General features: G+C 62.4%; 23 protein-coding genes. 18 read left to right on the top strand and 5 right to left on the bottom strand.

Features of this window, described 5'->3' with window-relative positions; genetic code table 11:
* The first annotated feature begins 134 nt into the window (after positions 1-134).
* Both K3180_RS00230 and map read left to right on the top strand, forming a co-directional pair.
* Positions 135-863, top strand: a complete 729-nt coding sequence (locus K3180_RS00230) for a PdaC/SigV domain-containing protein (protein WP_221537658.1) — start codon at positions 135-137, stop codon at positions 861-863.
* A gap of 41 nt (positions 864-904) precedes the next feature.
* Entirely contained in the window at positions 905-1732 is an 828-nt protein-coding gene (gene map, locus K3180_RS00225; protein ID WP_221537657.1) for a type I methionyl aminopeptidase, read from the top strand.
* Between the two features lie 9 nt (positions 1733-1741).
* Here map and K3180_RS00220 read toward each other — a convergent pair whose 3' ends face one another.
* From K3180_RS00220 to ccmA, 3 genes are all read right to left on the bottom strand, one after another.
* A complete protein-coding gene (locus K3180_RS00220; protein WP_221537656.1) occupies positions 1742-2311 on the bottom strand; it encodes a J domain-containing protein in 570 nt (189 codons plus the stop codon).
* A gap of 101 nt (positions 2312-2412) precedes the next feature.
* Positions 2413-3069 carry a heme exporter protein CcmB gene (locus tag K3180_RS00215; protein ID WP_221537655.1) on the bottom strand — a complete coding sequence of 219 codons (657 nt, stop codon included), beginning with the start codon at positions 3067-3069 and terminating at the stop codon, positions 2413-2415.
* Positions 3066-3647, bottom strand: a complete 582-nt coding sequence (gene ccmA, locus K3180_RS00210; RefSeq protein WP_221537654.1) for a heme ABC exporter ATP-binding protein CcmA — start codon at positions 3645-3647, stop codon at positions 3066-3068. The genes K3180_RS00215 and ccmA overlap by 4 nt, the downstream gene beginning before the upstream one ends.
* A gap of 57 nt (positions 3648-3704) precedes the next feature.
* On the opposite strand from ccmA, the gene K3180_RS00205 reads away from it, so the two are divergent.
* Positions 3705-3995, top strand: a complete 291-nt coding sequence (locus tag K3180_RS00205; RefSeq protein WP_221537653.1) for a 4a-hydroxytetrahydrobiopterin dehydratase — start codon at positions 3705-3707, stop codon at positions 3993-3995.
* A 3-nt stretch (positions 3996-3998) separates the two neighbouring features.
* On the opposite strand, the gene K3180_RS00200 is transcribed toward K3180_RS00205, so the two are convergent.
* Both K3180_RS00200 and K3180_RS00195 read right to left on the bottom strand, forming a co-directional pair.
* The gene (locus K3180_RS00200) at positions 3999-4805 is read right to left on the bottom strand and encodes an SDR family oxidoreductase (RefSeq protein ID WP_221537652.1); all 807 of its coding nucleotides are present in this window, start codon (positions 4803-4805) and stop codon (positions 3999-4001) included.
* A 15-nt stretch (positions 4806-4820) separates the two neighbouring features.
* On the bottom strand, positions 4821-5438 hold the full coding sequence (locus K3180_RS00195; protein ID WP_221537651.1) for a DNA-3-methyladenine glycosylase family protein: 618 nt from the start codon (positions 5436-5438) through the stop codon (positions 4821-4823).
* A 90-nt stretch (positions 5439-5528) separates the two neighbouring features.
* On the opposite strand from K3180_RS00195, the gene K3180_RS00190 reads away from it, so the two are divergent.
* From K3180_RS00190 to murC, 15 genes are all read left to right on the top strand, one after another.
* The gene (locus K3180_RS00190; RefSeq protein WP_160726703.1) at positions 5529-5846 is read left to right on the top strand and encodes a 2Fe-2S iron-sulfur cluster-binding protein; all 318 of its coding nucleotides are present in this window, start codon (positions 5529-5531) and stop codon (positions 5844-5846) included.
* A 42-nt stretch (positions 5847-5888) separates the two neighbouring features.
* Positions 5889-6905: a cysteine synthase A gene (locus tag K3180_RS00185; RefSeq protein ID WP_221537650.1), complete on the top strand. Its 1017-nt coding sequence runs from the start codon at positions 5889-5891 to the stop codon at positions 6903-6905.
* A gap of 14 nt (positions 6906-6919) precedes the next feature.
* Positions 6920-7303, top strand: a complete 384-nt coding sequence (locus K3180_RS00180; RefSeq protein WP_221537649.1) for a hypothetical protein — start codon at positions 6920-6922, stop codon at positions 7301-7303.
* Positions 7281-8042, top strand: coding sequence for a motility-associated ABC transporter substrate-binding family protein (locus tag K3180_RS00175; protein ID WP_221537648.1), 762 nt, complete (start codon positions 7281-7283; stop codon positions 8040-8042). Before K3180_RS00180 ends, K3180_RS00175 begins: the two co-directional genes overlap by 23 nt.
* 362 nt (positions 8043-8404) lie before the next feature.
* Complete coding sequence (locus K3180_RS00170; RefSeq protein WP_221537647.1) at positions 8405-8890, top strand: division/cell wall cluster transcriptional repressor MraZ; 486 nt, start codon at positions 8405-8407, stop codon at positions 8888-8890.
* Positions 8887-9825 (top strand): 16S rRNA (cytosine(1402)-N(4))-methyltransferase RsmH, encoded by a 939-nt coding sequence (rsmH, locus tag K3180_RS00165; RefSeq protein ID WP_221537646.1) that lies wholly within the window; start codon positions 8887-8889, stop codon positions 9823-9825. The genes K3180_RS00170 and rsmH overlap by 4 nt, the downstream gene beginning before the upstream one ends.
* Positions 9822-10340, top strand: coding sequence for a hypothetical protein (locus tag K3180_RS00160; RefSeq protein ID WP_221537645.1), 519 nt, complete (start codon positions 9822-9824; stop codon positions 10338-10340). Before rsmH ends, K3180_RS00160 begins: the two co-directional genes overlap by 4 nt.
* A gap of 41 nt (positions 10341-10381) precedes the next feature.
* Positions 10382-12094 (top strand): peptidoglycan D,D-transpeptidase FtsI family protein, encoded by a 1713-nt coding sequence (locus tag K3180_RS00155; protein ID WP_221537644.1) that lies wholly within the window; start codon positions 10382-10384, stop codon positions 12092-12094.
* Entirely contained in the window at positions 12081-13589 is a 1509-nt protein-coding gene (locus tag K3180_RS00150; protein ID WP_221537643.1) for a UDP-N-acetylmuramoyl-L-alanyl-D-glutamate--2,6-diaminopimelate ligase, read from the top strand. Before K3180_RS00155 ends, K3180_RS00150 begins: the two co-directional genes overlap by 14 nt.
* Positions 13586-15043, top strand: coding sequence for a UDP-N-acetylmuramoyl-tripeptide--D-alanyl-D-alanine ligase (locus tag K3180_RS00145; protein ID WP_221537642.1), 1458 nt, complete (start codon positions 13586-13588; stop codon positions 15041-15043). Before K3180_RS00150 ends, K3180_RS00145 begins: the two co-directional genes overlap by 4 nt.
* Before the next feature lie 15 nt (positions 15044-15058).
* Positions 15059-16129, top strand: coding sequence for a phospho-N-acetylmuramoyl-pentapeptide-transferase (gene mraY / locus K3180_RS00140; protein WP_221537641.1), 1071 nt, complete (start codon positions 15059-15061; stop codon positions 16127-16129).
* Complete coding sequence (gene murD / locus K3180_RS00135; protein ID WP_221537640.1) at positions 16126-17433, top strand: UDP-N-acetylmuramoyl-L-alanine--D-glutamate ligase; 1308 nt, start codon at positions 16126-16128, stop codon at positions 17431-17433. Before mraY ends, murD begins: the two co-directional genes overlap by 4 nt.
* Complete coding sequence (locus tag K3180_RS00130) at positions 17430-18698, top strand: FtsW/RodA/SpoVE family cell cycle protein (RefSeq protein ID WP_221537639.1); 1269 nt, start codon at positions 17430-17432, stop codon at positions 18696-18698. Before murD ends, K3180_RS00130 begins: the two co-directional genes overlap by 4 nt.
* Positions 18695-19906 (top strand): undecaprenyldiphospho-muramoylpentapeptide beta-N-acetylglucosaminyltransferase, encoded by a 1212-nt coding sequence (murG, locus tag K3180_RS00125; protein WP_221537638.1) that lies wholly within the window; start codon positions 18695-18697, stop codon positions 19904-19906. The genes K3180_RS00130 and murG overlap by 4 nt, the downstream gene beginning before the upstream one ends.
* Positions 19903-21312, top strand: coding sequence for a UDP-N-acetylmuramate--L-alanine ligase (gene murC, locus K3180_RS00120; protein ID WP_221537637.1), 1410 nt, complete (start codon positions 19903-19905; stop codon positions 21310-21312). The genes murG and murC overlap by 4 nt, the downstream gene beginning before the upstream one ends.
* Positions 21313-21340: the final 28 nt, after the last annotated feature.

Raw genomic sequence — 21340 nt, 5'->3', positions numbered from 1 at the left:
CGGGTTAATCTGTTTCGTGCCAAGGTAATTCGATGCGAAAGTCCCTGTTCCTGATTTCCTTCGCTCTGTCGAGCGCTGCCTGCTCGCAATCCGAAGACGCGATTGCACCGTCTGGAGTTGTTGCTGAATCCAGGGTGAGCGTAACTGCGAACGCTTCGGCAACCGCTGTAGACGGGCCCGGCGGAAGCAACTTCGAAGACGATTCAAGCCAGGGCGAGGCGAAGCGGGAATTTTCCTATAGCTGGCCTGCAGAGGTAAGCGTCGTGCCGCAATTGGTGCGCCGCTTCGAGGAAGAGCGCGACCGCGAACTGGCGGCGCAGAAGGCCGAGTGGCAGGAGTCGCTGGAATCTTCTCCGGAAGACTGCGTGAGCTGCAGGAGCCGCGGGTTCGAGAAAGAGTGGAAGGTCGTGTCGGATCTGCCCGACTGGCTAAGCCTGTCAGCCGACTTGTATGTCTATACCGGTGGAGCGCATGGAAACCACGGCAGGACCTCGCTTGTCTGGGACAGGAGCGGCAAGCGGGCGCTAGAAGGCATCGAGCTTTTCAATTCTCCCGTCGAACTCGAAACCGCGCTCGGCGCAAGGCTTTGCGATACGCTTGACGAAGAGCGTGAGGAACGGCGTGGCACCAAAGTCGATCGGAACGGCGAAGGCTATTTCAACGACTGTCCGGGCATAGACGAGGCCAGCGTGTTCGTCGGCTCTTCCAACGGCCAGACTTTTGATCGCATCGGGGTCTACTTCGGTCCTTATGTGGCGGGGCCATATGCCGAAGGCGCCTATGAGCTGGATTTCTCCGTAACCGCCTCGGTGCTCGATGCCGTCAAACCCGAATATGCCAGGGCTTTCAGCGTTCAGCGCTGACTCCCTCGCAATTTGCGTTGGCAATCGCTACATGACCGCGCATGACCGAATATCAGGTAATCGACAGCGAGCAGACCGTCTATCGTGACGGCACCATCAAGCTCCATGGACCCGAAGGGTTCGAAGGCATGCGCAAGGCCGGACGCCTTGCGGCAGAAATCCTCGACGAACTGACCGATTTCGTAAAGCCGGGCGTGACCACCGGGCAGATAGACGACAAGGTTCGCGAGATGATACTCGACGGTGGCGCGGTCCCCGCGACCATGGGCTATCGCGGCTACGCACACAGTTGCTGCACCTCGGTCAATCACGTGATCTGCCACGGCATTCCGGGCGACAAGGCCCTGAAGGATGGTGACATTGTCAATATCGACGTGACCCCGCTTCTCGATGGTTGGCATGGCGACACGAGCCGTATGTACTTCGCCGGCGAGCCGGCGCTGAAGGCGCGCAAGCTGGTCGATGTAACCTATGAATGCCTTATGCTGGGCATCGAGGCTGCCAGCCAGCCCGGCGCGCGGCTGGGCGATATCGGCGCAGTGATCGAGGCGCATGCACGCCAGCATCGTTACGGCGTGGTGCAGGAATTCTGCGGACACGGCCTTGGCCGACTGTTCCATGACGCGCCCGAGGTGATCCATACCGGTCGCAAGGGTACTGGACCGCTTTTGAAGCCGGGCATGTTCTTCACGATCGAGCCGATGATCAATCTCGGTCGTCCGCATGCCAAGATGCTCAAAGACGGCTGGACTGCAGTGACGCGCGACAAGTCGCTATCCGCGCAGTTCGAACATTCGATCGGCATCACCGAGGACGGGGCGGAAATCTTCACGACCAGTCCCAAAGGCCTCCACCAGCCACCCTATTGAGGGCCTGACTTAGACCTCTCGCGCCGCCTGTTCGAGGAGCAGCTTCTCCTTGGCCGCGCGGCTGTTCGAAATGACATGGTCGACGCCCTCGATCGTGATCGCCAGCTCACTCTGCTGCGTGATTTCGATGAAGCCTTTGGACTTCAGGTACCAGGTGTGAAACTCGAAGCTCTCGTCCGAACAGTCGAGTTCGCGCTGGACATAGTAGGGCATCACGCCCGGTTCGCGGGCATTCTCGCGGCGCTGCTTGTAAAGCGCGAGAAGGATTTGCTCATGCATCTCGGCGTCCTGCACCGCAGTTGCCCCATCGATGACGATATCTTCGCGAGGGGTGCCAGTGGGCTTTTCTCCCCGCTCCAGTATGTATCGCTTGTCGTACTCGGATCGCTTTGCCGGGTCCTTCAGGATCCTGTAGGCTCGGGTCAGCTCCTGAAAGCGCTCCACATCGGCGGTTTCGGTATGGTCGGGATGATAGAGCTGGGCGAAATGGCGGTAAGCCTTTTCGATAATTGAACGCTCGCAGGACGGATCGACCTGCAGCAGTGCGTAAATGTCTACGAACTCCTCGTCTTCTTCCAACGCCCGGTCCCCCTTTGTGTGATGCGATCCGCGCCAGCTTAAAAACTTTGCAACTCGATGTCATCCATTCGGCTGCGCGTCTTGAAAATGGGCGTTGGATCCTAATTCTCTCGCGCTGCGCGAAGGGCCGCTCCGGCGGCGAAGGGCGCGACGGCGCACAAGCCGAGGCTGATCGCCGCAGTCAGCAATAAGGCAGAGGGGCCGGGCCGCGCCAGCGCTCCGGCGCCGAAGATCAGTATCGGCACCGCGAGGGGTATTACCATCAAGCCGGCGAGCGCGGCCCCCCCGCGCATAGTCGCGGAAAGGGCAGCGACCGCGAGACCGACTGCTGCCAGCCCCGGTGTTCCTGCCAGCAAACCAAGCAACAAGGTGCGCGTGGTTTCGCCCTGAAGGCCAAGCAGCGCAGCCGCAGGAAATGTAGCGAGAAGCAGAAGCGGCGCGAAAGCCATCCAGTGAGCGACGAGACGCATCGCCATCGCCAGTTCTTCCGATATGCCCCGCAGGGCGAACTGGTCGAAAACGCCCGCTTCCAGATCATCCTTCACCAGCCTTTCAAGCGGGAGTATCGCCGCGAGCAGCGCTGCGATCCAGATAATCCCGCCCCCCGTCCGAGCCAGCAATTGCGCGTCGGGGCCAACTGCAAAGGGATAGAGCATGGCGACGGCGAGAAAGAACAGCAGTGGAAGCACGCTGCCGCCGCTCCCGCCCGGCATCAGCAGTCCAAGGTCCCGGCGCAGGAGGTTCAGCGCTGCGCTCACGCAGCGTATTCCTCGATCGCCACAACGGTAGCACCGGGAAGTGCGATCCTCTGGTGCGAAGCCACCACCGCGATCCCGCCGCCCCCGCAATGCAGCGCCACCAGCGCTTCGAAATTGCGGCTGGTCTGGTCGTCCAGCCCGTTCAAAGGTTCGTCAAGCAGCCAAATCTGGCAGCCGCGATTGAGCAGCCGGGCAAGTGCAGCGCGCTTGCGCTGGCCGGTCGAGAGGAAGCGCACAGGCACGTCGAGCAATGGTTCGAGCTGCAGGATCGCAAAGGCATTGGCAGGGCTGCAACAGCCATCGAGCTCCTGCCAGAAACCCAGCGCCTTGCCCAGTGGCATGTTCTCGTCCAGCGCCAGCCGCTCATCCACCAGTCCCATTGTGCCCGTGCTCTCCACGTTGCCCGCGAAGGGGCGTAGCAGTCCGGCGATAATGCGGATCAGGCTCGACTTTCCGATGCCGTTCGCGCCCGTGACATGCAGCGCCTCGCCTGGGGCGCATTCGAAGGATAGGCCACGAAACAGCAATCGTTCGCCGCGTCGGCAGGCAATGTCGGTCGCGGTGAGCTGCGCTTGCATGGCCCGATGCGATAGGCAAAAGGCGCGGCTGCGACAAGCAACAGAGGATTCGCCGATATGGCCGTCGAGGAACTTACCCCCGAAGAACGTGACAGCTGGCTGCGCGCATTGCCGAAATGGTCGCTTGCCCGCGAGGGCAAGGCGATCGGGCGCAGCTTCGAATTCGCCGATTTTGCCGAGGCTTTCGCTTTCATGACCCGTATCGCGATTATCGCCGAAAAGCGCGATCATCATCCCGAATGGTCGAATGTCTACAACAAGGTCGAGATCACCCTGACCACGCATGACGCAGGCGGGCTTTCTCTGCGCGACGTCAATATGGCCAAGAAAATCGACAAGATCGCCTGATCGCTACTTGCCCATCGGCCTGACGCTGGCGCGGGTCTGCTGGCGGACCCGTCCGGGCATCCAGCGCGTACCAAAGGCGAGCTTCTTGGCCGTCTGGCCCACGGTAGTGTGCAGTTTCTCGCCATGAACCGCGTTCCAGGCAGCCTCGGCCACGTCTTCGACCGGGGTGATTTCGAGACCTGCCTCTTTCACCCGCGTCCGGATGTCCTCGTTGCTCCTGGCATTGGGGCTGTGATCGAGCAGCGGGGTTTCGATGAAGCCCGGCATGATCGAACGGACCTTGATGCCGTCTTCGGCCCATTCCCCATCGAGGCTTTCGGTGATCGCCCGAACACCGAATTTAGTGGCCGAATAGACGCTTGCGCCGGGCGTACCGTAGATCCCAGCCGCGCTGGCCGTGTTGAGCAGGCATGATCCGGGCGCGGTTTTCTGCAAGTGTGGGTAGGCCGCTTGCGCGCCGAACAATACGCCTTTCAGATTGATATCGAGACAACGGGTAATCTCTTCCTCGCTGTTTTCGATCAGAGCGCCGCCGAGGGGGATACCGGCATTGTTCGCCACCACGTCGATCCGTCCGCCTGCCGCAGTGGCGAAGCTGTCGAGAGCGTTGTCCCATGCGGCGCGGTCACGCACGTCGAAGGTGTGCTGATAAACGAATCCGTGGCCGATCAGATCGCGTGTAACCCACATATTGTGTTCGTCGACATCGCCGAGGCCAACGAACCAGTCTCGTTTGCCGAAATGAAGCGCAATGGCTCTGCCGATGCCGGATGCGCCGCCGGTGATGAAGATAGCCTTGCGCGTGCTCATGAAACCTCTCCCCAGTTAAAGCGCAGGATCGGCATAGGCATGCCAGGTGAAGATAGCCATCGCCCCGCGGTGCGGCTTCCACTTTTCCGCCAGCGCGCGCGTTTCTTTTTCGCCGGGGCGTTCGGGCAGGTCGAGCATCTTGGCGCAGGCGGCCTGTACGGCGAGATCACCCGCCGGCCAGATGTCCGGTCGCCCTTCGGCGAAAAGTAGGTAAATTTCTGCCGACCAGCGACCGATGCCCTTGATCCGGGTGAGCTCCGCAATGGCATCCTCGTCGTCTTGCGGCAGGTTCTCGAGGTCCAGTTCGGCGCTCGTCACCAGTTCGCAGAGACTGCGCGCGTATCCCTGTTTCTGTCGCGACAACCCGCAGGCGCGCAATGTATCGAAGTCGCGTGACAGAAGCTCATGTGCGTGCATGTCTTCGCCGAGTTCGGCTTCGAGCTTGCGCCAGACCGATGCCGCCGCCGCCACGCTGACCTGCTGGCCCACTATCGTGCGCAACAGGGTGCGATAGCCCTTCTCGCGAATGCGTTCCTCGGGATAACCGACGCGCGCAATGGCACTGGCCACAACTGGGTCATCTGCCGCCACGACATCCAGATGGTGCCGTATCGTTGTTGTCGTCAGCCCCATGGCTATAGCTTGCCTTCCCGCGCCGGTTTGAATAGCAGCGCCCCGCATACGGCTCGCTCAATGGCCATGGCAATACAGGACACGCATTCGATGCCCAAGCTGATCGTTACCACCCGTGAGGGAGAGACTTCCGAGATCGAGGTCGAGGACGGCCTGACAGTCATGGAAGCTATCCGGGACAACGGTTTCGACGAGCTTCTGGCGCTGTGCGGTGGCTGTTGTTCCTGCGCGACCTGCCATGTCCATGTCGATCCGGAATTCACAGGTAAGCTTCCCGAAATGAGCGAGGACGAAGACGATCTGCTCGAAAGCAGCGACCACAGGGTCGATACTTCGCGCCTTTCCTGCCAGATTCCCTTCACCGGCGATCTGGACGGACTGAAGGTTACTATTGCGCCTGAAGATTGATGTTGATTGCGCGGATGGCAGTGCGACACTACGTCCGGAACCATGACACAAGTTCCCGTTCGTGAGCAGACACTCGACCTGATCGGCAATACCCCGCTCGTCCGCCTTGCCGGACCGAGCGAGGAAGCCGGGTGCGACATCTATGGCAAGTGCGAGTTCGCCAACCCTGGTGCCTCTGTAAAGGACCGGGCTGCGCTTTACATCATTCGCGACGCCGAAGCGCGCGGTGAATTGAAGCCCGGCGGCTGCGTGGTCGAAGGTACCGCCGGAAATACCGGCATCGGCATCGCTCTCGTGGCCAATGCACTGGGCTACCGCACCATCATCGTGATGCCCGACAACCAGTCGGGCGAGAAGATGGCCACCCTCCGGGCCTTGGGTGCCGAACTGGTCACCGTTCCGCCGACCAAATATGCCGACCCCAATCATTTCCAGCATGTCTCGCGCCGTCTGGCCGAAGAAACCGAGGGCGCGATCTGGGCGGGGCAGTTCGACAACACGGCCAACCGCAAGGCGCATATCGAGGGTACGGCGAAAGAAATCTGGGAACAGATGGATGGCCGGATCGACGGTTTCACCTGCTCGGCAGGTACAGGCGGCACGATTGCCGGCGTCGGGATGGGGCTCAAGGAATTCGACGAGAATGTCGTCATCGCGCTGACCGATCCCCACGGCGCAGCGCTTTACAACTATTATGCCAATGGCGAGCTGAAGGCCGAGGGTTCTTCCGTCGCCGAAGGCATCGGGCAGGGACGCATCACCGGCAATCTCGAAGGCGCACCGATCGATACGCAGTTTCGCGTCTCGGACGAAGGAGGCATCGAATGGGTTGCTCGCCTGCTGCGCGAAGAAGGTCTGTGCCTCGGCCTGTCCAGCGGGATCAATGTCGCGGGCGCGGTGGAGCTGGGGAAGAAGCTGGTTGCGGAGGGGCGCGAGAATGTGCGGGTCGTCACAATCCTCTGCGACACCGGATTCCGTTATCTCTCGACGCTCTACAACGCCGAATGGTTACGCTCGAAGGGCCTGCCGGTTTTCAACTGGCTAGCCGAGGGCGATTGACGGGAACCTAGCGAATGCCCAGAATCCCCGGCATGCCGCGCAGTTTCGATCTTACCCGCAGAGCTGCCCCGTCGGGTGAACCTGCCGATGTGCCGCTGGGGGGAACGCGTTCGGAATCGGTCAAGCGTTTGCAGATCGGCATTGGCGGTGTCGTGCTCATGGTGCTCCTGGTGGGCCTCGCAAGCCTGATTCAGGACCGTACACGGGAAGTCGATGCGGCGGCTGTGCCTGCAGCGGCTCCAACGACCGAACCCAGCGAGGCAATCAAGCAGAACGATCCGCTGGTAGAAGCAGGCGTGGTTCCCGACTTACCGGAAAAGCCGCTCCCCGCTTCGCCGCAATCACCCGCGGTGATTCCCGAGCAAGGGACCTCGAATGACCCGGCGAACCAGCCGTAAGGTTTGCCTTGCTCTGTCCGTTATCCTCCTTGCTGCTTGCAATGGAGGGTCGGCTCAGGATCAGACGGCTACTTCCGACGGGGGCGAGGGTTCTGTCGAACGTCTTGGCCTTTTTTCGACCCTGCCTATCTATTGGGGAGAGGGCGGAGACATTGCCTCTATGCTGGAGGGTGCTGGCGAGCACGGCTGGGTTCGCGGTGCATTGGAAGAAGAAGGCGAACTCGTTCCGCTCGATACGCTGGAAGCGGACGCGCTGGACGGACTGAAACGAGTGGTGCTGGCCCAACCTCGTCCGCTGGCACCGTCGGAGAATGTCGCTTTCGACGCCTGGCTGCGTGATGGAGGGCAAGCCTTGATCTTTGCCGATCCGATGTTGACCCAACACAGCGACTTTCCTTTGGGCGATCCGCGCCGGCCTCACGACATGGTGGTGATCTCTCCGATCCTGAGTCACTGGGGGCTCAGATTGCTGTTCGATGAAGAACGGTCCGCCGGTGTCCGCGCGGTGACCGAAAGCGGGATTGAATTTCCAGTAGACCTCGCCGGGCGGTTCGAAGCGCGCGAGGGATCGGCAGATACCGAGTGTTCGATTTCCACCCGAGGGCTGATTGCAGATTGCCGGGTGGGCGAGGGCCGCGTGCTTCTCGTAGCGGATGCGGCATTGCTCGACGACCACTTCGAAGAACCGGCCAGAGGCAAAGCTCTTGGGGCCTTCCTGGATCGCGCTTTCGCTGATTGAGCACTCCTGCGGGAAATCGCGGGACTCGGCAGGGGATATTGCGGGAAATGCCTGCCTCAGCCTGTGCCATCCGAGTGATTCCTTAGCCTTATCCGTGGTCTATGGTGACAATTCGGTAAGGATATCAGAGATTTCTCGAATTCATTTATTTATATAAAACAATAAGTTATATTCTTATCCCGTAAAATCCCGCAATTTTCCCTTCCATCCCCGCGTTACCCGCGATAAATCATCCAGACATCGGACATGCCAGTGTCTTTGCGCGAGCCGTAAGCGGTTCGGGCCGCGAGAGCGCCTGCTTTTGCGAAAGGGGGAGGTGTGTCCGGTGAAGAGGATGTCGAACGCCAGCTGGGGACAGGGCAGTGCAATTCGGAGGGTACAGCGGACAAGCCTATTCGCCTGCGGGCGATAAGGGCCGCTTCGTGCTTCCACCGCTGTTCCGAAAGGCCGTGAAGGAAAGTTCCGACGGCCGCGTTCTCTGCCTCATGAAGCATCCCACCTGGAATTGCCTTGTCGGCTTCGGCCTCAGCCGCAAGGCAGAGCTCGACCAGCAGCTCGACCGCGAAGAAGAGATGGCGATCCGTCTCGGCAAGGATTTCGACCGCGACACCCGCGCCAGCCAGCTGTTCGGCTTCGTTGAAATGCCCTTCGACGACAGCGGTCGTTTCGTCATGCCCGATCACCTGCGCACTCTCGGTCGGATCGAGGACGGACTCTATTTTCAGGGCGGTGGCCGTTTCTTCACCCTGTGGAACCCCGCGCAGCTTGCCGAAATGGGCGACGACTGGGCCAGCGCCAAGGCTGCCTGCGAAAGCTTGCTTGCCGATGCGAAGGCGAAGGGCAAATGACCGGCACACCCCACATTCCGGTTCTTCTCGACGAAGTGATCGAAGCGCTCGACCCGCAGCCGGGTGACGTACTGATCGACGCAACGTTCGGCGCGGGCGGTTACACGCGCGCACTGCTCGAACGGGGCGCAACCGTTCATGCATTCGATAGGGACCCCGACGCGATTGCTTCGGGTCGCACCTGGCGGGAGACGGAGCAAACTCCGCCCCGCCTCATTCTTCACCCGCACCGATTTTCCGAGATGCTGGATGTCATGCATGCTGCCGGCGTGATGCGCGTTGATGGTGTCGTGATGGACATCGGCGTATCGTCCATGCAGCTCGACCAGGCAGAGAGAGGCTTCGCCTTTTCCGCCGACGGCCCACTCGACATGCGGATGAGCCAGGAGGGCGAAAGCGCAGCCGATTTCCTCAATACCGCCGAGGAAAGTCAGATCGCCGATGTTATCTACCAGTATGGCGAGGAGCGGCAGTCGCGCCGCGTGGCGCGCGCTATCGTCGCTGCGCGTCCGCTGGAGACGACTGGTGAGCTGGCCAGTGTGGTGCGCAAGGCCTTGGGTCATAAGCCGCACGACAAGAAGGATCCGGCCACACGGACCTTCCAGGCCATCAGGATTCATGTGAACGGCGAGCTCGACGAACTGTCCCAAGGGCTGTCGGCTGCCGAACATCTTTTGCGTGAAGGGGGCCGCCTTGCCGTGGTCAGCTTCCACAGCCTCGAAGACCGGATCGTCAAGCGCTTCCTGCGCGAGGCATCCTCAACCCCGAGCGCCTCGCGTCACGTCCCCATGGCGGCGCAGGTCGATCCGGTTTTCTTCCCCGTTTCCAAGGCGATCAAGCCCACCGAGGCCGAGATCGCCCGCAACCCGCGCGCGCGTTCTTCGGTGCTGCGCCACGCGGTGCGTACCTCCACACCAGCACGGGAGGCTGCATGATGGCCCAGACTTCGCGCATAAGGCAGATTGGCTGGTTGCTGGTCCTCGGCGCCTGTGTTGCCGCTTTCCTCGCGCTCACTTTCAAGGTGAATGCGGTGAAGAGCGACGTGCGGCTGGTCGAACGCCAGATCATTGCGGCGGAGCGTTCGAAACTGATGCTGGAAACGGAATTCCAGACCCGGGCGAGCCAGCACCAGCTTGCGGCATGGAACCAGGTCGAATTCGGCTATGCGGCGCCGCGCGCCGACCAGTATGTCGAGCACGAACGCCAATTGGCCGCGCTGGGAACACCGCGCGGGATGGATGCGCCGCAGCCGATACGCTTTGCCAAGGCGGACACCGGGCCGGTCGAAGATGACAATCTCTTCGGCGACTGGCTGACCGAAGATGATCGTGAAGGCACGGTAGCCATGGCGCGCGCAGAACAGCCTACGCGGAGATTGGCGACCAGTCTGGCCCAGCGCCTTGCGCAGCCGACCGTGATTTCGGTAGCTGCGGCCGAGGTCGCCCGGTGAACGCATTCTCCGCTCTCCACGGAGGACCGGGGGCGGTAAGCATGGCAATGGCGAGCGGGCGGGTGCAACTCGTCAGCATTCGCCAGAGATCGCTCGACCTTGCCCGCTGGAGGGTTCTGTGGATTGCTTTGGCTTTTGCGCTTCTCGCAGTGATGGCGCTGAGCCGTATCGTCTATCTCGGCGCGGGCGGCGAAGGCGCACGCGCAACTTCGCTCGAAGCGGCGCTGCTCCCCGATCGCGGTGAGATCGTCGATCGCAACGGCGTACCGATGGCGCGCGCTTTCCCGGCCTATGCGTTGTGGTTCAATCCGGAAGCTCTGGGTGAGAATGAGGCCCCGCTCGTGGCCAAGCCGGCAGAAGTCGCCGCGCAGTTGAAAGCCATTTTCCCTGACCTCGACGAGAAAGCTGTCGCGGCACAACTTACCAGCGGCGAGGCGGGATACATCCGCCGCCGTCTCCTGCCCGAAGAGGCAAATCGGGTGCAGGACATCGGCGAACTCGCCCTTGAAATGCCGATGGAAGAAGACCGCCACTATCCACAAGGGCAGATGGCGGCCCATGTCCTTGGCTATGTCGCTGCGGACGGCAGGGGCCGGGTGGGTATGGAGCAAGTCTTCGATGAGCATCTGTCGAACCCGTTGACTCGCGGCACGCCGGTCGCGCTTTCGGTCGATGTACGAGTGCAGGGCGCGCTCGAAGACGAACTGCGCCGCGGCATGAAGTTAACGCAGGCGCAGGGCGGCGCGGGTATCGTCCTCGATGTGGATACGGGCGAAGTGCTTGCACTTGCCTCTCTGCCCGAATTCGATCCCAACAAGATCGATGCCGAGGGGCAGAAGCTGATGTTCAACCGGGTGACGAACCAGGTCTACGAACTGGGCTCTACTTTCAAGCCATTGACGGTGGCGGCGGCTATCGACGCGGGGGTCATTCGCGATCTTGGGCGGCGGTTCGACGCCTCGCCGGTCAAAGCTGGCCGATTCACCATCCGTGACAGCCACGCAATGGGACCGACGCTCAATACAGTCGAGACGCTGATACACTCCTCGAATACCACCAGCGCGCGGATTGCCGACGAGTTGGGACCTGAACGGCTGCGCCAGTACATGATAGATCTCGGCATGAACAGGCGGCCCGAAATCGAATTGCCCGCCAAAGGCTTCCCGTTGTGGCCGGGCGACAAATGGGCGCGTCTGACCAATATGACGGTCGGTTTCGGTCACGGCATCGCGGTTACCCCACTGCATCTCGCCAGCGCCTATGCCACCATGGTCAACGGGGGCGTTTACCGCCCTGCCACGCTGAAGAAGCTCGGTCCGGGCCAGGCTCCCAAGGGTCGCCGCGTGTTCAAGGCTTCGACCTCCAGCCGGATGCGCCAGATGATGCGGGCAATTGCGGTGTACGGTACGGGCCGCAATGCAGATGCCCCGGGTTACCGCGTCGGCGGCAAGACCGGCTCGGCCGAAAAGCCGGGCGGAAAAGGCGGATATCGCCGCACCGCGCTGGTTTCGACTTTTGCCGCCGCCTTCCCGATGGACCGCCCACGCTATGTCATTATCGCCATGCTCGATGAGCCCAAGGGGACGCTTGCCAGCTCCTACCAGCGGACTGCCGCCTGGAATGCCGCACCCATCGTCGGCCGTCTCGTTCCGCGTATCGGCCCCTTGATCGGCGTGCGCCCCGACGACACGCGTGATATCGATATCTCCGCCATCACCCCGCTGATCCCGGAGGCGCGGAATGAAGCTGAGTAAGATTTGCGCCAATGCCGGGATCGATTGCCGCAATGCCGGAGATATAACCGTTACCGGCTTCGCTATCGACAATCGCAAGGTCGCGCCCGGTACCGTGTTCGGCGCTTTTCAGGGCATGCAGGCAAATGGCGAGGATTTCATTCCCGCGGCAATCGGCGCAGGAGCCGTCGCCGTTGTAGCGCGGCCGGAAGCGGCCGTCGAAGGCGCCATCCACATCGCCAGCGACAACCCGCGCAAGTGCTTCGCCGAAATGGCGGCGCAGTATTTTACGCCCGTGCCCGAGCACATTGTTGCGGTTACCGGAACCAACGGCAAAACATCCTGCGTCGAGATGACCCGTCAGATATGGCGTATGTCGGGCGAACGCGCGGCGAGCATTGGCACGCTTGGCGTCACCACGCCCGACGAAAGCGTTTCGACCGGGCTGACGACGCCCGATATCGTCACTTTCCTTTCGAATATGAGCGGGCTGGCGCGCGAAGGCGTTACCCATGTCGCCTATGAGGCGTCTAGCCACGGCCTTTCGCAATTTCGCAATGAAGGCATTCCGGTCGAAGCCGCCGGATTCACCAATTTCAGCCGCGATCACCTCGATTATCATGCCGACATGGAAGACTATTTCGCGGCCAAGATGCGGCTTTTCGACGAGGTGGTCTCGGAAAATGCGACGGCGGTCGTGTGGATGGGCGCGGGCGACAGCGGTTGGAACAGGCGCGTTGTCGAGCATGCTGAGAAGCGCGGGCTCAGGATCATGACGGTGGGTGAGCAGGGCGAGGATATCCGGCTTACACGCCGCGAACCGACCCAGTTGGGGCAATCGCTAATGGTGCAGCATGAGGGCGCCGAAAGGACCATCAACCTACCGCTGATTGGTGCCTACCAGGTCTCGAATGCGCTGATTTCCGCGGGTTTGGCGCTTGCGACCGGTATCGATACGAGCAAGGTCTGGGATGCAGTAGCGCGGCTCCAGCCGGTGCGCGGACGCCTCGAACGTGCGGTCATCGCGCCCAGCGGCGCGCCCGTTTACGTCGACTATGCCCACACATCGGACGCCTTGGAGGCTGCGATTCAAGCGCTTCATCCGCATGTTCAGGGCCGACTTATCACCGTATTCGGCGCAGGCGGCGACCGCGACCACGGCAAGCGCGCGCCGATGGGCGAAGCTGCGGCCAAGGCCAGCGATGTCGTTATCGTGACGGACGACAATCCGCGCGGCGAAGAACCTGCGGAAATCCGTCGCCAGGTGCTTGAAGGTGCAAGGGTGGGTAGAGGACAAGAACACGTGCGCGAAGTGGCCGGGCGTCGCGAAGCCATCCATGCAGCCATTGCCGAAGCGGGCAAGGACGACATCGTTCTGATCGCGGGCAAGGGCCATGAAACGGGTCAGATCATCGGATCGGGAGAAAACATGCGGGTCCATCCCTTCGACGACGTGGAAGTCGCACGCGAATGCGCGGCGCTGATTGCCAAAGCCGGCAATGGCGGTGCCGCATGAGCGCCGCCATCCTGCGCCACCCGGCCTATATGGAATGGCCTGCCGATCCGCGCGATCGCCTGCCCCTGACGCTGTGGGACGCAAAGTCCATCGCTGAGGCGGTGAACGGCACTGCCAGTTGCGATTTCCAGGTCGCCGGGGTCGAGATGGACAGCCGTGACGTGGTGGGTGGCGATCTCTTCGTTGCGCTGAAAGGCGAGGCGATGGACGGACACCGCTTCCTCGACAAGGCTTTCGCGAATGGCGCCGCCGCAGCGATAGTCGACCGCCCGGTCGACTATCCGCATATCCTTGTAGAGAACACGACCGATGCGCTGAAGGCGCTTGCCCGCGCTGCCCGCGACCGGACCGAAGCGAAGATTATCGGCGTCACCGGTTCGGTCGGCAAGACCGGCGTCAAGGAAGCCATTTTCGCATCACTCGAACGCGCCAGCCGCGGCGCTGCGCACCGTTCGACGCGGAGCTACAACAACCATGTCGGCGTGCCGCTGAGCCTTGCGCGCATGCCTGCGCGCAGCCGTTTCGGCATCTTCGAAATGGGCATGAACCACGCCGGCGAGATCGAGGGGTTGACCACACAGGTCCGCCCGCATGTCGCGGTCATCACTACCATCGCGCCCGCACATATCGAGAACCTCGGATCGATGGAGGCCATTGCCGAGGCCAAGGCGGAAATCTTCGCCGGTCTCGAGCCGGGCGGGATCGCGGTGATCCCTGCGGACAGCGAACATACCGAGCGTCTCCGTCTCGCCGCATTGCGAGTGGGGGCCAAGGTTGTCAGGTTCGGGCGTTCGCCCAATGCGGATATGCGCCTGCTCGATGCAATTCCGAGCGCGAACGGCGGAAGTCTCGTCACCTGCGAATTCGATACGGGCCGGCTGTGCTACACTGTGGCCGAGCCGGGCGATCACTGGGTGATCAACTCGCTTGCAGTCATGGCGGCGGTGCGCGCGGCGGGCGGCGACATGGCCGCTGCCGGACTCGCACTTGCCGAGATGGGCGGACTCAAGGGGCGCGGGGCACGCCACGGCATCGATGTGCCCGGCGGCAAGGCGCTGCTGATCGACGAAAGCTACAATGCCAATCCCGCCAGCATGCGCGCCACCTTGGCGCAGCTCGGCCAGACACCTTCGGCTCGCCGGATCGTCGTGCTCGGATCGATGAAGGAACTTGGCGACTTTACCGATGGGTTCCACGGGGCCCTCTCCGAACCGCTGATCGCGGCCGATGTCGACTATGCGGTGCTGGTAGGCGACGAGATGCGCGCACTGGCCCGCGAACTGGGGAAACCCGCCTTCAACTCGCTTGGCAAGCCGCTCGAGTGGGAGCATTGCAATTCAGCCGAGGAGGCTATCGCGCGGCTGGAGGATTTCGGGTTGATTGCCGGAGACGCCGTGCTGGTCAAAGGCTCCAATTCGGTCGGGCTGGGCAAGCTCGTGGACCACTTTACCTAGGAGCCGACGAGGCCGATGCTGTATCTCCTCGCCGAGTATTTCAATTTCGAAGGGCTGTTCAACCTCGTGCGCTACCAGACGGCGCGCGCGGGGGCGGCGCTGCTGACGGCGCTGTTGATCGGCCTGGTCATCGGGCCGCGCTTCATTGCCATGCTGCGCGTGCGGCAGGGCAAGGGCCAGCCCATCCGCGAGGACGGCCCTCAGACCCATCTCGCCAAGGTCGGCACGCCCACGATGGGCGGGCTCATGATCCTGGTGAGTCTGTTCATTTCGCTGATGCTGTGGATGGACCTCAGAAATCCTTTCATCTGGGCCTGCCTTGCGGTGACCGGCGGCTTCGGCCTGATCGGTTTCCTTGATGATTACGACAAGGTTTCGAAGGCCAGTCACCGGGGCGTTTCGGGAAAGGTCCGCCTGCTGTTCGAATTCGGCGTGGCGGGGGTCGCCAGCTATATTATCGTCAGCCAGATCAACACCTTCGTCTATGTTCCCTTCGTCAATGACTTCGGGATCGAACTGGGCCCGCTCTATTATGTGTTCGCCGCCACGGTGATCGTGGGTGCGGGCAATGCGGTGAATTTGACCGACGGGCTGGACGGGCTTGCGACCATGCCGGTCATCATCGCCGCGGGCACCTTTGCGGTGATCGCTTATCTGGTCGGCCGCGTGGACTATTCGGGATATCTTGGCATCCCTTACGTAGAGGGTGCGGGCGAACTGGCGATATTCTGCGCGGCGATCATGGGGGCGGGGCTCGCCTTCCTGTGGTTCAACGCGCCGCCTGCCGCAGTATTCATGGGCGATACCGGCAGTTTAGCGCTCGGCGGCGCGCTGGGCGCTATCGCCGTGGCAACGCACCACGAGATCGTTCTGGCGATCGTCGGCGGGCTGTTCGTGTTCGAGGCGCTGTCGGTGATCATCCAGGTCTTCTGGTTCAAGCGAACGGGGCGGCGGGTCTTTCGCATGGCCCCCATCCACCACCATTTCGAGCAGCTCGGCTGGTCGGAGAGCAAGGTCGTGATCCGCTTCTGGATCGTTGCCATCGTGCTCGCACTCCTGGGGCTGGCAACGCTCAAGCTCAGATGATCACCTCGCCCGCCTGGAAGGACAAGAAATACGCGGTGCTCGGCCTCGCGCGGTCCGGCCGGGCAACGGTCGAGGCGCTGCTGGCTGCCGGAGCCGACGTGCTGGTGTGGGACGACCGCGCCGAAGCGCGCGAACCCTATGCCGGACGCTGCGCCATAGCCGATCCGCTGGAGGCCGACCTTACCGGCTATGCAGGCGTGGTCGTCAGCCCCGGCGTTCCACTCAACACCCACCCGATAAAGCGCCATGCCGACAATTTCGGCGTTCCGGTGATCGGCGATATCGAACTCTTCGCGCTGGCGATGGGCGATCTGCCGCCGCACAAGGTCGTCGGCATCACCGGCACCAATGGCAAATCAACCACCACCGCGCTGGTCCACCATATCCTCAAGACTGCGGGCGTGCCGACCACCATGGGCGGCAATATCGGCCTGCCGATTCTCGAGCAGGAGCCGCTTCCGGAGGGCGGGGTCTATGTGCTGGAGCTGTCGAGCTACCAGATCGACCTGACTTATTCGCTCGATTGCGACGTTGCGGTACTGCTCAACATCACGCCCGATCATCTCGACAGATATGATGGCGACTTCGCGAAATATGCTGCGAGCAAGTCGCGCCTACTGGCGATGCAGACGCGCGGTCATAATTCGATCGCCCGTGTCACAGATGCGCGCGCACTGGGCCAGTTTGCCGAAGGCACTATTGCCAGTATCCTCGAGGATGTCCTGGGTAACAGGGGCATCGCACCTAGCGAGCAGTCGAAATGGCCGTCGCTGCAAGGGCCGCACAATCTAGAGAACGCGGCAGCGGCCATAGAGGTTGGCGACATTCTGGGCCTCTCGGGTAACGCCATACGCGCCGGGCTCGAAAGTTACCGAGGTCTTCCGCACCGCATGGAACGCGTCGCCGAAATTTCCGGCGTCGCCTACGTCAATGACAGCAAGGGAACCAACACCGCCGCCTCCGCCCCCGCGCTGGCAGCGTTCGACAGCATTCACTGGATCCTCGGCGGGCTGGCCAAGGAACCCGGACTGGGCGAATGCGAGGCCGAACTGCCCCACGTCAAAGCTGCCTATACCATCGGCAAGGCGGGGCCGGACTTCGCTGCCCTGCTCGACGGTCGCGTTCCGGTGGAGCAATGCGGCACACTCGATCGCGCGGTGGCTCGCGCCGCAAGTCGCGCGGCCAACGGCGACACCGTGCTCCTCTCTCCAGCCTGCGCCAGCTTCGACCAGTATCGCGATTTCGAAGCGCGTGGTGACCATTTCCGCGAACTGGTTGAGGCCCAAAGGGAAAAAGCGCAATGACCGCCACGCAGCCCTTCGTTCCCGGCGCGAAACGCAAGCCTGCGCATATCCCGGGCGGCAAGCTTTCCCGCTGGAGCCAGCTGAAGATTTGGTGGCGTGAGATCGACCGCGTGCTGCTGGGCCTCGTGCTGCTGCTGATGACGCTGGGCACAATCGCCGTTGCCGCCGCCAGCCCGGCGAGCGCGGACCGGCTGTCGACCTCCAGCGAGACACTCGATCCGCTGTACTTCTTCTACCGCCACCTGGCGTGGCAGGTAATCGCGCTATGCGTGATGTTCGGCGCTTCCCTGCTCAGCCGCCAGAATGCGCGGCGTTTCGGCGTGATGCTTGGCGCGGGCATGCTCGGCCTCTTGTTTCTCGTCCCGTTCATCGGGGTGGAGATCAACGGTGCGCGGCGCTGGATTTCCATCGGCATGCAGTTCCAGCCATCGGAATTCCTCAAGCCTGCCTTCGCCATCGCACTCGCCTGGGTCCTCTCGTGGCGAATGCGCGATCCGAACCTTCCCGTTCTGTGGATCGTGACGGGGCTTACCGGCCTGATTGGCGCGCTGCTGATGATGCAGCCGAATTTCGGCGAATTCATGCTGTTTGCGGGCGTGTGGCTGGTCATGATTCTGCTGGCGGGCATGCCGATGAAGCGGCTGGGCATCGTCATCGGCGGCGGACTGTTCCTGCTCACCGCGACCTATTTCCTCTATGACAATGCGCGCCATCGCATCGATGCCTTCTTCGGCGGCGGCACGGCCTACGATCAGGTCGATCTTGCCAGCCGCACACTGCTGGCGGGCGGCTGGACCGGCGCGGGATATGGCCTCGGCCTGCGGAAGATGAGCCTGCCCGAAGCGCATACCGACTACATCTTTTCGGTCATCGGCGAGGAGTTCGGCCTTGTCGTCTGCGCGTTTATCGTGCTGGTCTATCTGGCAATCGTCGTGCGCGTACTGATGCGTCTGTTCGACGAGGAAGACCTGTTCGCCCTGCTGGCGGGTACTGGCCTCGTCGCGCTGCTGGGCGGGCAGGCATTCATCAACATCCTCGTCAACCTGCAGCTTTTTCCCTCCAAGGGCATGACGCTGCCACTTGTCAGCTATGGCGGTTCGTCCACCATCGCGGTCTGCCTTGGCGTCGGCCTGCTGATCGCCGTAACGCGCCGCAATCCCTATCTCAAAACCACGACGAGGGGACTTGGCGACCTGCTGGGCATCGGGCAGGGGGACGCGATGAATACGCAAGAGGCGCGCATGACGCGCGAAATCCACCAGTGACCACCTCCAACCGCCATTATGTGCTGGCTGCCGGAGGGACCGGCGGCCACCTGCTGCCCGCCTTCGCGCTGGCTGTAGAGCTGGAGCGCCGCGGCCATCATGTGGCGCTGATCACCGACGAGCGGGGCGCGCAGATACCCGGCAAGCCCGATTTCATGCCCGCCCATGTCCTGCCCGCAGGCCGTTTCGGCAAGAACCCCCTGCAATGGGTGAAGGGGCTGATGGCGGTCCTCGAAGGGCGCAAGATGGCGCTGCGGCTGTTCGACAGTTTCCAGCCCAGCGCGGTGGTCGGCTTCGGCGGCTATCCCTCGCTGCCCGCAATCCTCGCTTCGACCTCTGCCGATATTCCCACCGTGGTCCACGAACAGAACGCGGTGCTTGGCCGGGTCAACCGCCTGCTGTCGGGCCGGGTGCAGGCCATCGCCACCGCCTATCCCGACGTGCAGCGACTGAAGCCCGCACATCGCGGCAAGGTGCATCTCGTCGGCAATCCCGTGCGCGCGCAGGTGCTCAGCCTGCGGGACGAACCGTTCCCGCCCTATGGCGAAGACGGGCTTCTGCGCGTGCTGGTGACCGGCGGCAGCCAGGGTGCCCGCGTGCTCTCCGAAGTGGTGCCCGACGGGCTCGCCATGCTTCCTCCCGCCATCCGGCAGCGGCTGCAAGTCACGCAGCAATGCCGCCCCGAAGATCTCGATGCGGTGCGCGAACGTTATCGCAATCACGGCATTCCCGCAGAACTCGCCACCTATTTCGAGGATATGGCGACGCGGCTTGCCGATGCGCATCTGTTCATCGGCCGGGCGGGCGCTTCGACGATTGCCGAACTGACTGCGGTAGGGCGCCCTGCGATCCTCATCCCGCTGCCGATTGCGACCGACGACCATCAGGCGTTCAACGCGCGCGAAATGGCCAAGGCGGGCGGCGCGCGGATGATCCGTCAGGAAAAATTCGAGGCCAAGGAACTCGCCAAACAGATCCGCGTGCTGGCGGACGATCCGCAAGGTCTGTCTAATGCCGCCCATGCCGCATGGAACTGTGGCCGTCCGAAGGCCGTAGAAGACCTTGCCGACATCGTCGAAAGTTTCGGCGGGGCGGACATGATGGATGTGATCCGCGTGGGCGGAAACAATGCCCGCGGTGCCACTCAGGGGCAGGTTGCAGGCCAGGGAGCGAAAAAACTGAGCGCGAAGCGGGAGAGCGCGGAATGAAAGGCGTACCAACCGATATCGGCACGATCCACTTCGTGGGGGTCGGCGGCATCGGTATGTCGGGCATCGCCGAGGTGATGAACAATCTCGGCTACACCGTGCAAGGCTCGGACATCAGCGAAAGCGCGACCGTCGAGCGTCTGCGAGGGCAGGGCATCGCGGTGAAAATCGGTCACGATAAGGAAAACGTCGAAGGCGCGGCGGTGGTCGTCACCTCCACGGCCGTCAAGCGCACCAATCCCGAGGTCGCGCATGCGCTGGAAAACCGCATCCCCGTGGTGCGCCGCGCGGAAATGCTCGCGGAACTTATGCGGCTCAAATCCACCATCGCAGTGGCGGGAACGCACGGCAAGACGACCACTACCAGCATGATCGCCAGCCTGCTTGACTGCGGCGGCATCGATCCCACGGTCATCAATGGCGGGATCATCGAGCAATATGGTTCGAACGCCCGCCTCGGCGATAGCGACTGGATGGTGGTCGAGGCCGACGAGAGCGACGGCAGCTTTCTGCGGCTCGACGGCACGATAGCGGTCGTCACCAATATCGATCCCGAACATCTTGACCATTACGGCGATTTCGACGGGGTGAAGGATGCCTTCGTCGAGTTCATCCACAACGTGCCCTTCTACGGCGCGGCGGTGTTGTGCATCGACCATCCCGAAGTGCAAGCGGTGATCGGCAAGGTCCGCGACCGCAGGGTGATTACCTATGGATTCAACCTCCAGGCGGATATCTGCGGCGTGAATGTTCAGCCCCACGAGGGCGGCAACCGTTTCGATGTGATCGTGCGCCAGCGCGGGGAGGAAGACCGGCGGATCGAGAATGTCTGCCTGCCCATGCCGGGTCGCCACAATGTCCAGAATGCGCTTGCCGCGATTGCCGTCTCCATCGAGATGGGCTGCCCGGACGAGGTGATCTGCAACGGCTTTTCCAGCTTCGGCGGAGTGCGCAGGCGCTTCACCAATGTCGGTAGCGTGGCCGGGGCGACGATCATCGACGATTACGGCCATCACCCGGTCGAAATCCGCGCGGTTCTGTCCGCAGCGCGCGAGGCGGCGCGCAATCGCGTGATCGCCGTGATGCAACCGCACCGCTATACGCGCCTTCACGATCTGATGGACGACTTCCAGAGCGCGTTCAACGAGGCGGATCAGGTCTATGTCACCCCGGTCTATGCCGCGGGAGAAGAGCCGATCGAGGGTGTAAATGCAGCTGCTCTTGTCGAGGGCCTCAAATCGCGTGGCCACCGCTCCGCCATGACGGTAGAGGATCGCGAAGATCTTGCGAGAAAGCTCGCCGCCGATATCGAGGAAGGCGACCTTATCGTCTGCCTCGGCGCGGGCGACATTACCAAATGGGCTGCCGATCTTGCCGATGCGATCGCCGCGGAGCGCGGGGTGTAATGGATCAGGAGAACGACGTCTGGAACTG

The organism is Qipengyuania huizhouensis (assembly GCF_019711635.1).
GTDB lineage: Bacteria > Pseudomonadota > Alphaproteobacteria > Sphingomonadales > Sphingomonadaceae > Qipengyuania > Qipengyuania huizhouensis.
The sequence above is the reverse complement of the archived record's forward strand: the minus strand, read 5'-3'. Positions and strand labels throughout refer to the sequence as shown.

Excerpts from the sequence above, each read along its gene's own strand:
- map (WP_221537657.1), top strand. The coding sequence starts at position 905 with ATGACCGAATATCAGGTAATCGACAGCGAGCAGACCGTCTATCGTGAC.
- ccmA (WP_221537654.1), bottom strand. The coding sequence starts at position 3,647 with ATGCAAGCGCAGCTCACCGCGACCGACATTGCCTGCCGACGCGGCGAA.
- K3180_RS00205 (WP_221537653.1), top strand. The coding sequence starts at position 3,705 with ATGGCCGTCGAGGAACTTACCCCCGAAGAACGTGACAGCTGGCTGCGC.
- K3180_RS00200 (WP_221537652.1), bottom strand. The coding sequence starts at position 4,805 with ATGAGCACGCGCAAGGCTATCTTCATCACCGGCGGCGCATCCGGCATC.
- K3180_RS00195 (WP_221537651.1), bottom strand. The coding sequence starts at position 5,438 with ATGGGGCTGACGACAACAACGATACGGCACCATCTGGATGTCGTGGCG.
- K3180_RS00190 (WP_160726703.1), top strand. The coding sequence starts at position 5,529 with ATGCCCAAGCTGATCGTTACCACCCGTGAGGGAGAGACTTCCGAGATC.
- K3180_RS00185 (WP_221537650.1), top strand. The coding sequence starts at position 5,889 with ATGACACAAGTTCCCGTTCGTGAGCAGACACTCGACCTGATCGGCAAT.
- K3180_RS00180 (WP_221537649.1), top strand. The coding sequence starts at position 6,920 with ATGCCCAGAATCCCCGGCATGCCGCGCAGTTTCGATCTTACCCGCAGA.
- K3180_RS00175 (WP_221537648.1), top strand. The coding sequence starts at position 7,281 with ATGACCCGGCGAACCAGCCGTAAGGTTTGCCTTGCTCTGTCCGTTATC.
- rsmH (WP_221537646.1), top strand. The coding sequence starts at position 8,887 with ATGACCGGCACACCCCACATTCCGGTTCTTCTCGACGAAGTGATCGAA.
- K3180_RS00160 (WP_221537645.1), top strand. The coding sequence starts at position 9,822 with ATGATGGCCCAGACTTCGCGCATAAGGCAGATTGGCTGGTTGCTGGTC.
- K3180_RS00155 (WP_221537644.1), top strand. The coding sequence starts at position 10,382 with ATGGCAATGGCGAGCGGGCGGGTGCAACTCGTCAGCATTCGCCAGAGA.
- K3180_RS00150 (WP_221537643.1), top strand. The coding sequence starts at position 12,081 with ATGAAGCTGAGTAAGATTTGCGCCAATGCCGGGATCGATTGCCGCAAT.
- K3180_RS00145 (WP_221537642.1), top strand. The coding sequence starts at position 13,586 with ATGAGCGCCGCCATCCTGCGCCACCCGGCCTATATGGAATGGCCTGCC.
- mraY (WP_221537641.1), top strand. The coding sequence starts at position 15,059 with ATGCTGTATCTCCTCGCCGAGTATTTCAATTTCGAAGGGCTGTTCAAC.
- murD (WP_221537640.1), top strand. The coding sequence starts at position 16,126 with ATGATCACCTCGCCCGCCTGGAAGGACAAGAAATACGCGGTGCTCGGC.
- K3180_RS00130 (WP_221537639.1), top strand. The coding sequence starts at position 17,430 with ATGACCGCCACGCAGCCCTTCGTTCCCGGCGCGAAACGCAAGCCTGCG.
- murC (WP_221537637.1), top strand. The coding sequence starts at position 19,903 with ATGAAAGGCGTACCAACCGATATCGGCACGATCCACTTCGTGGGGGTC.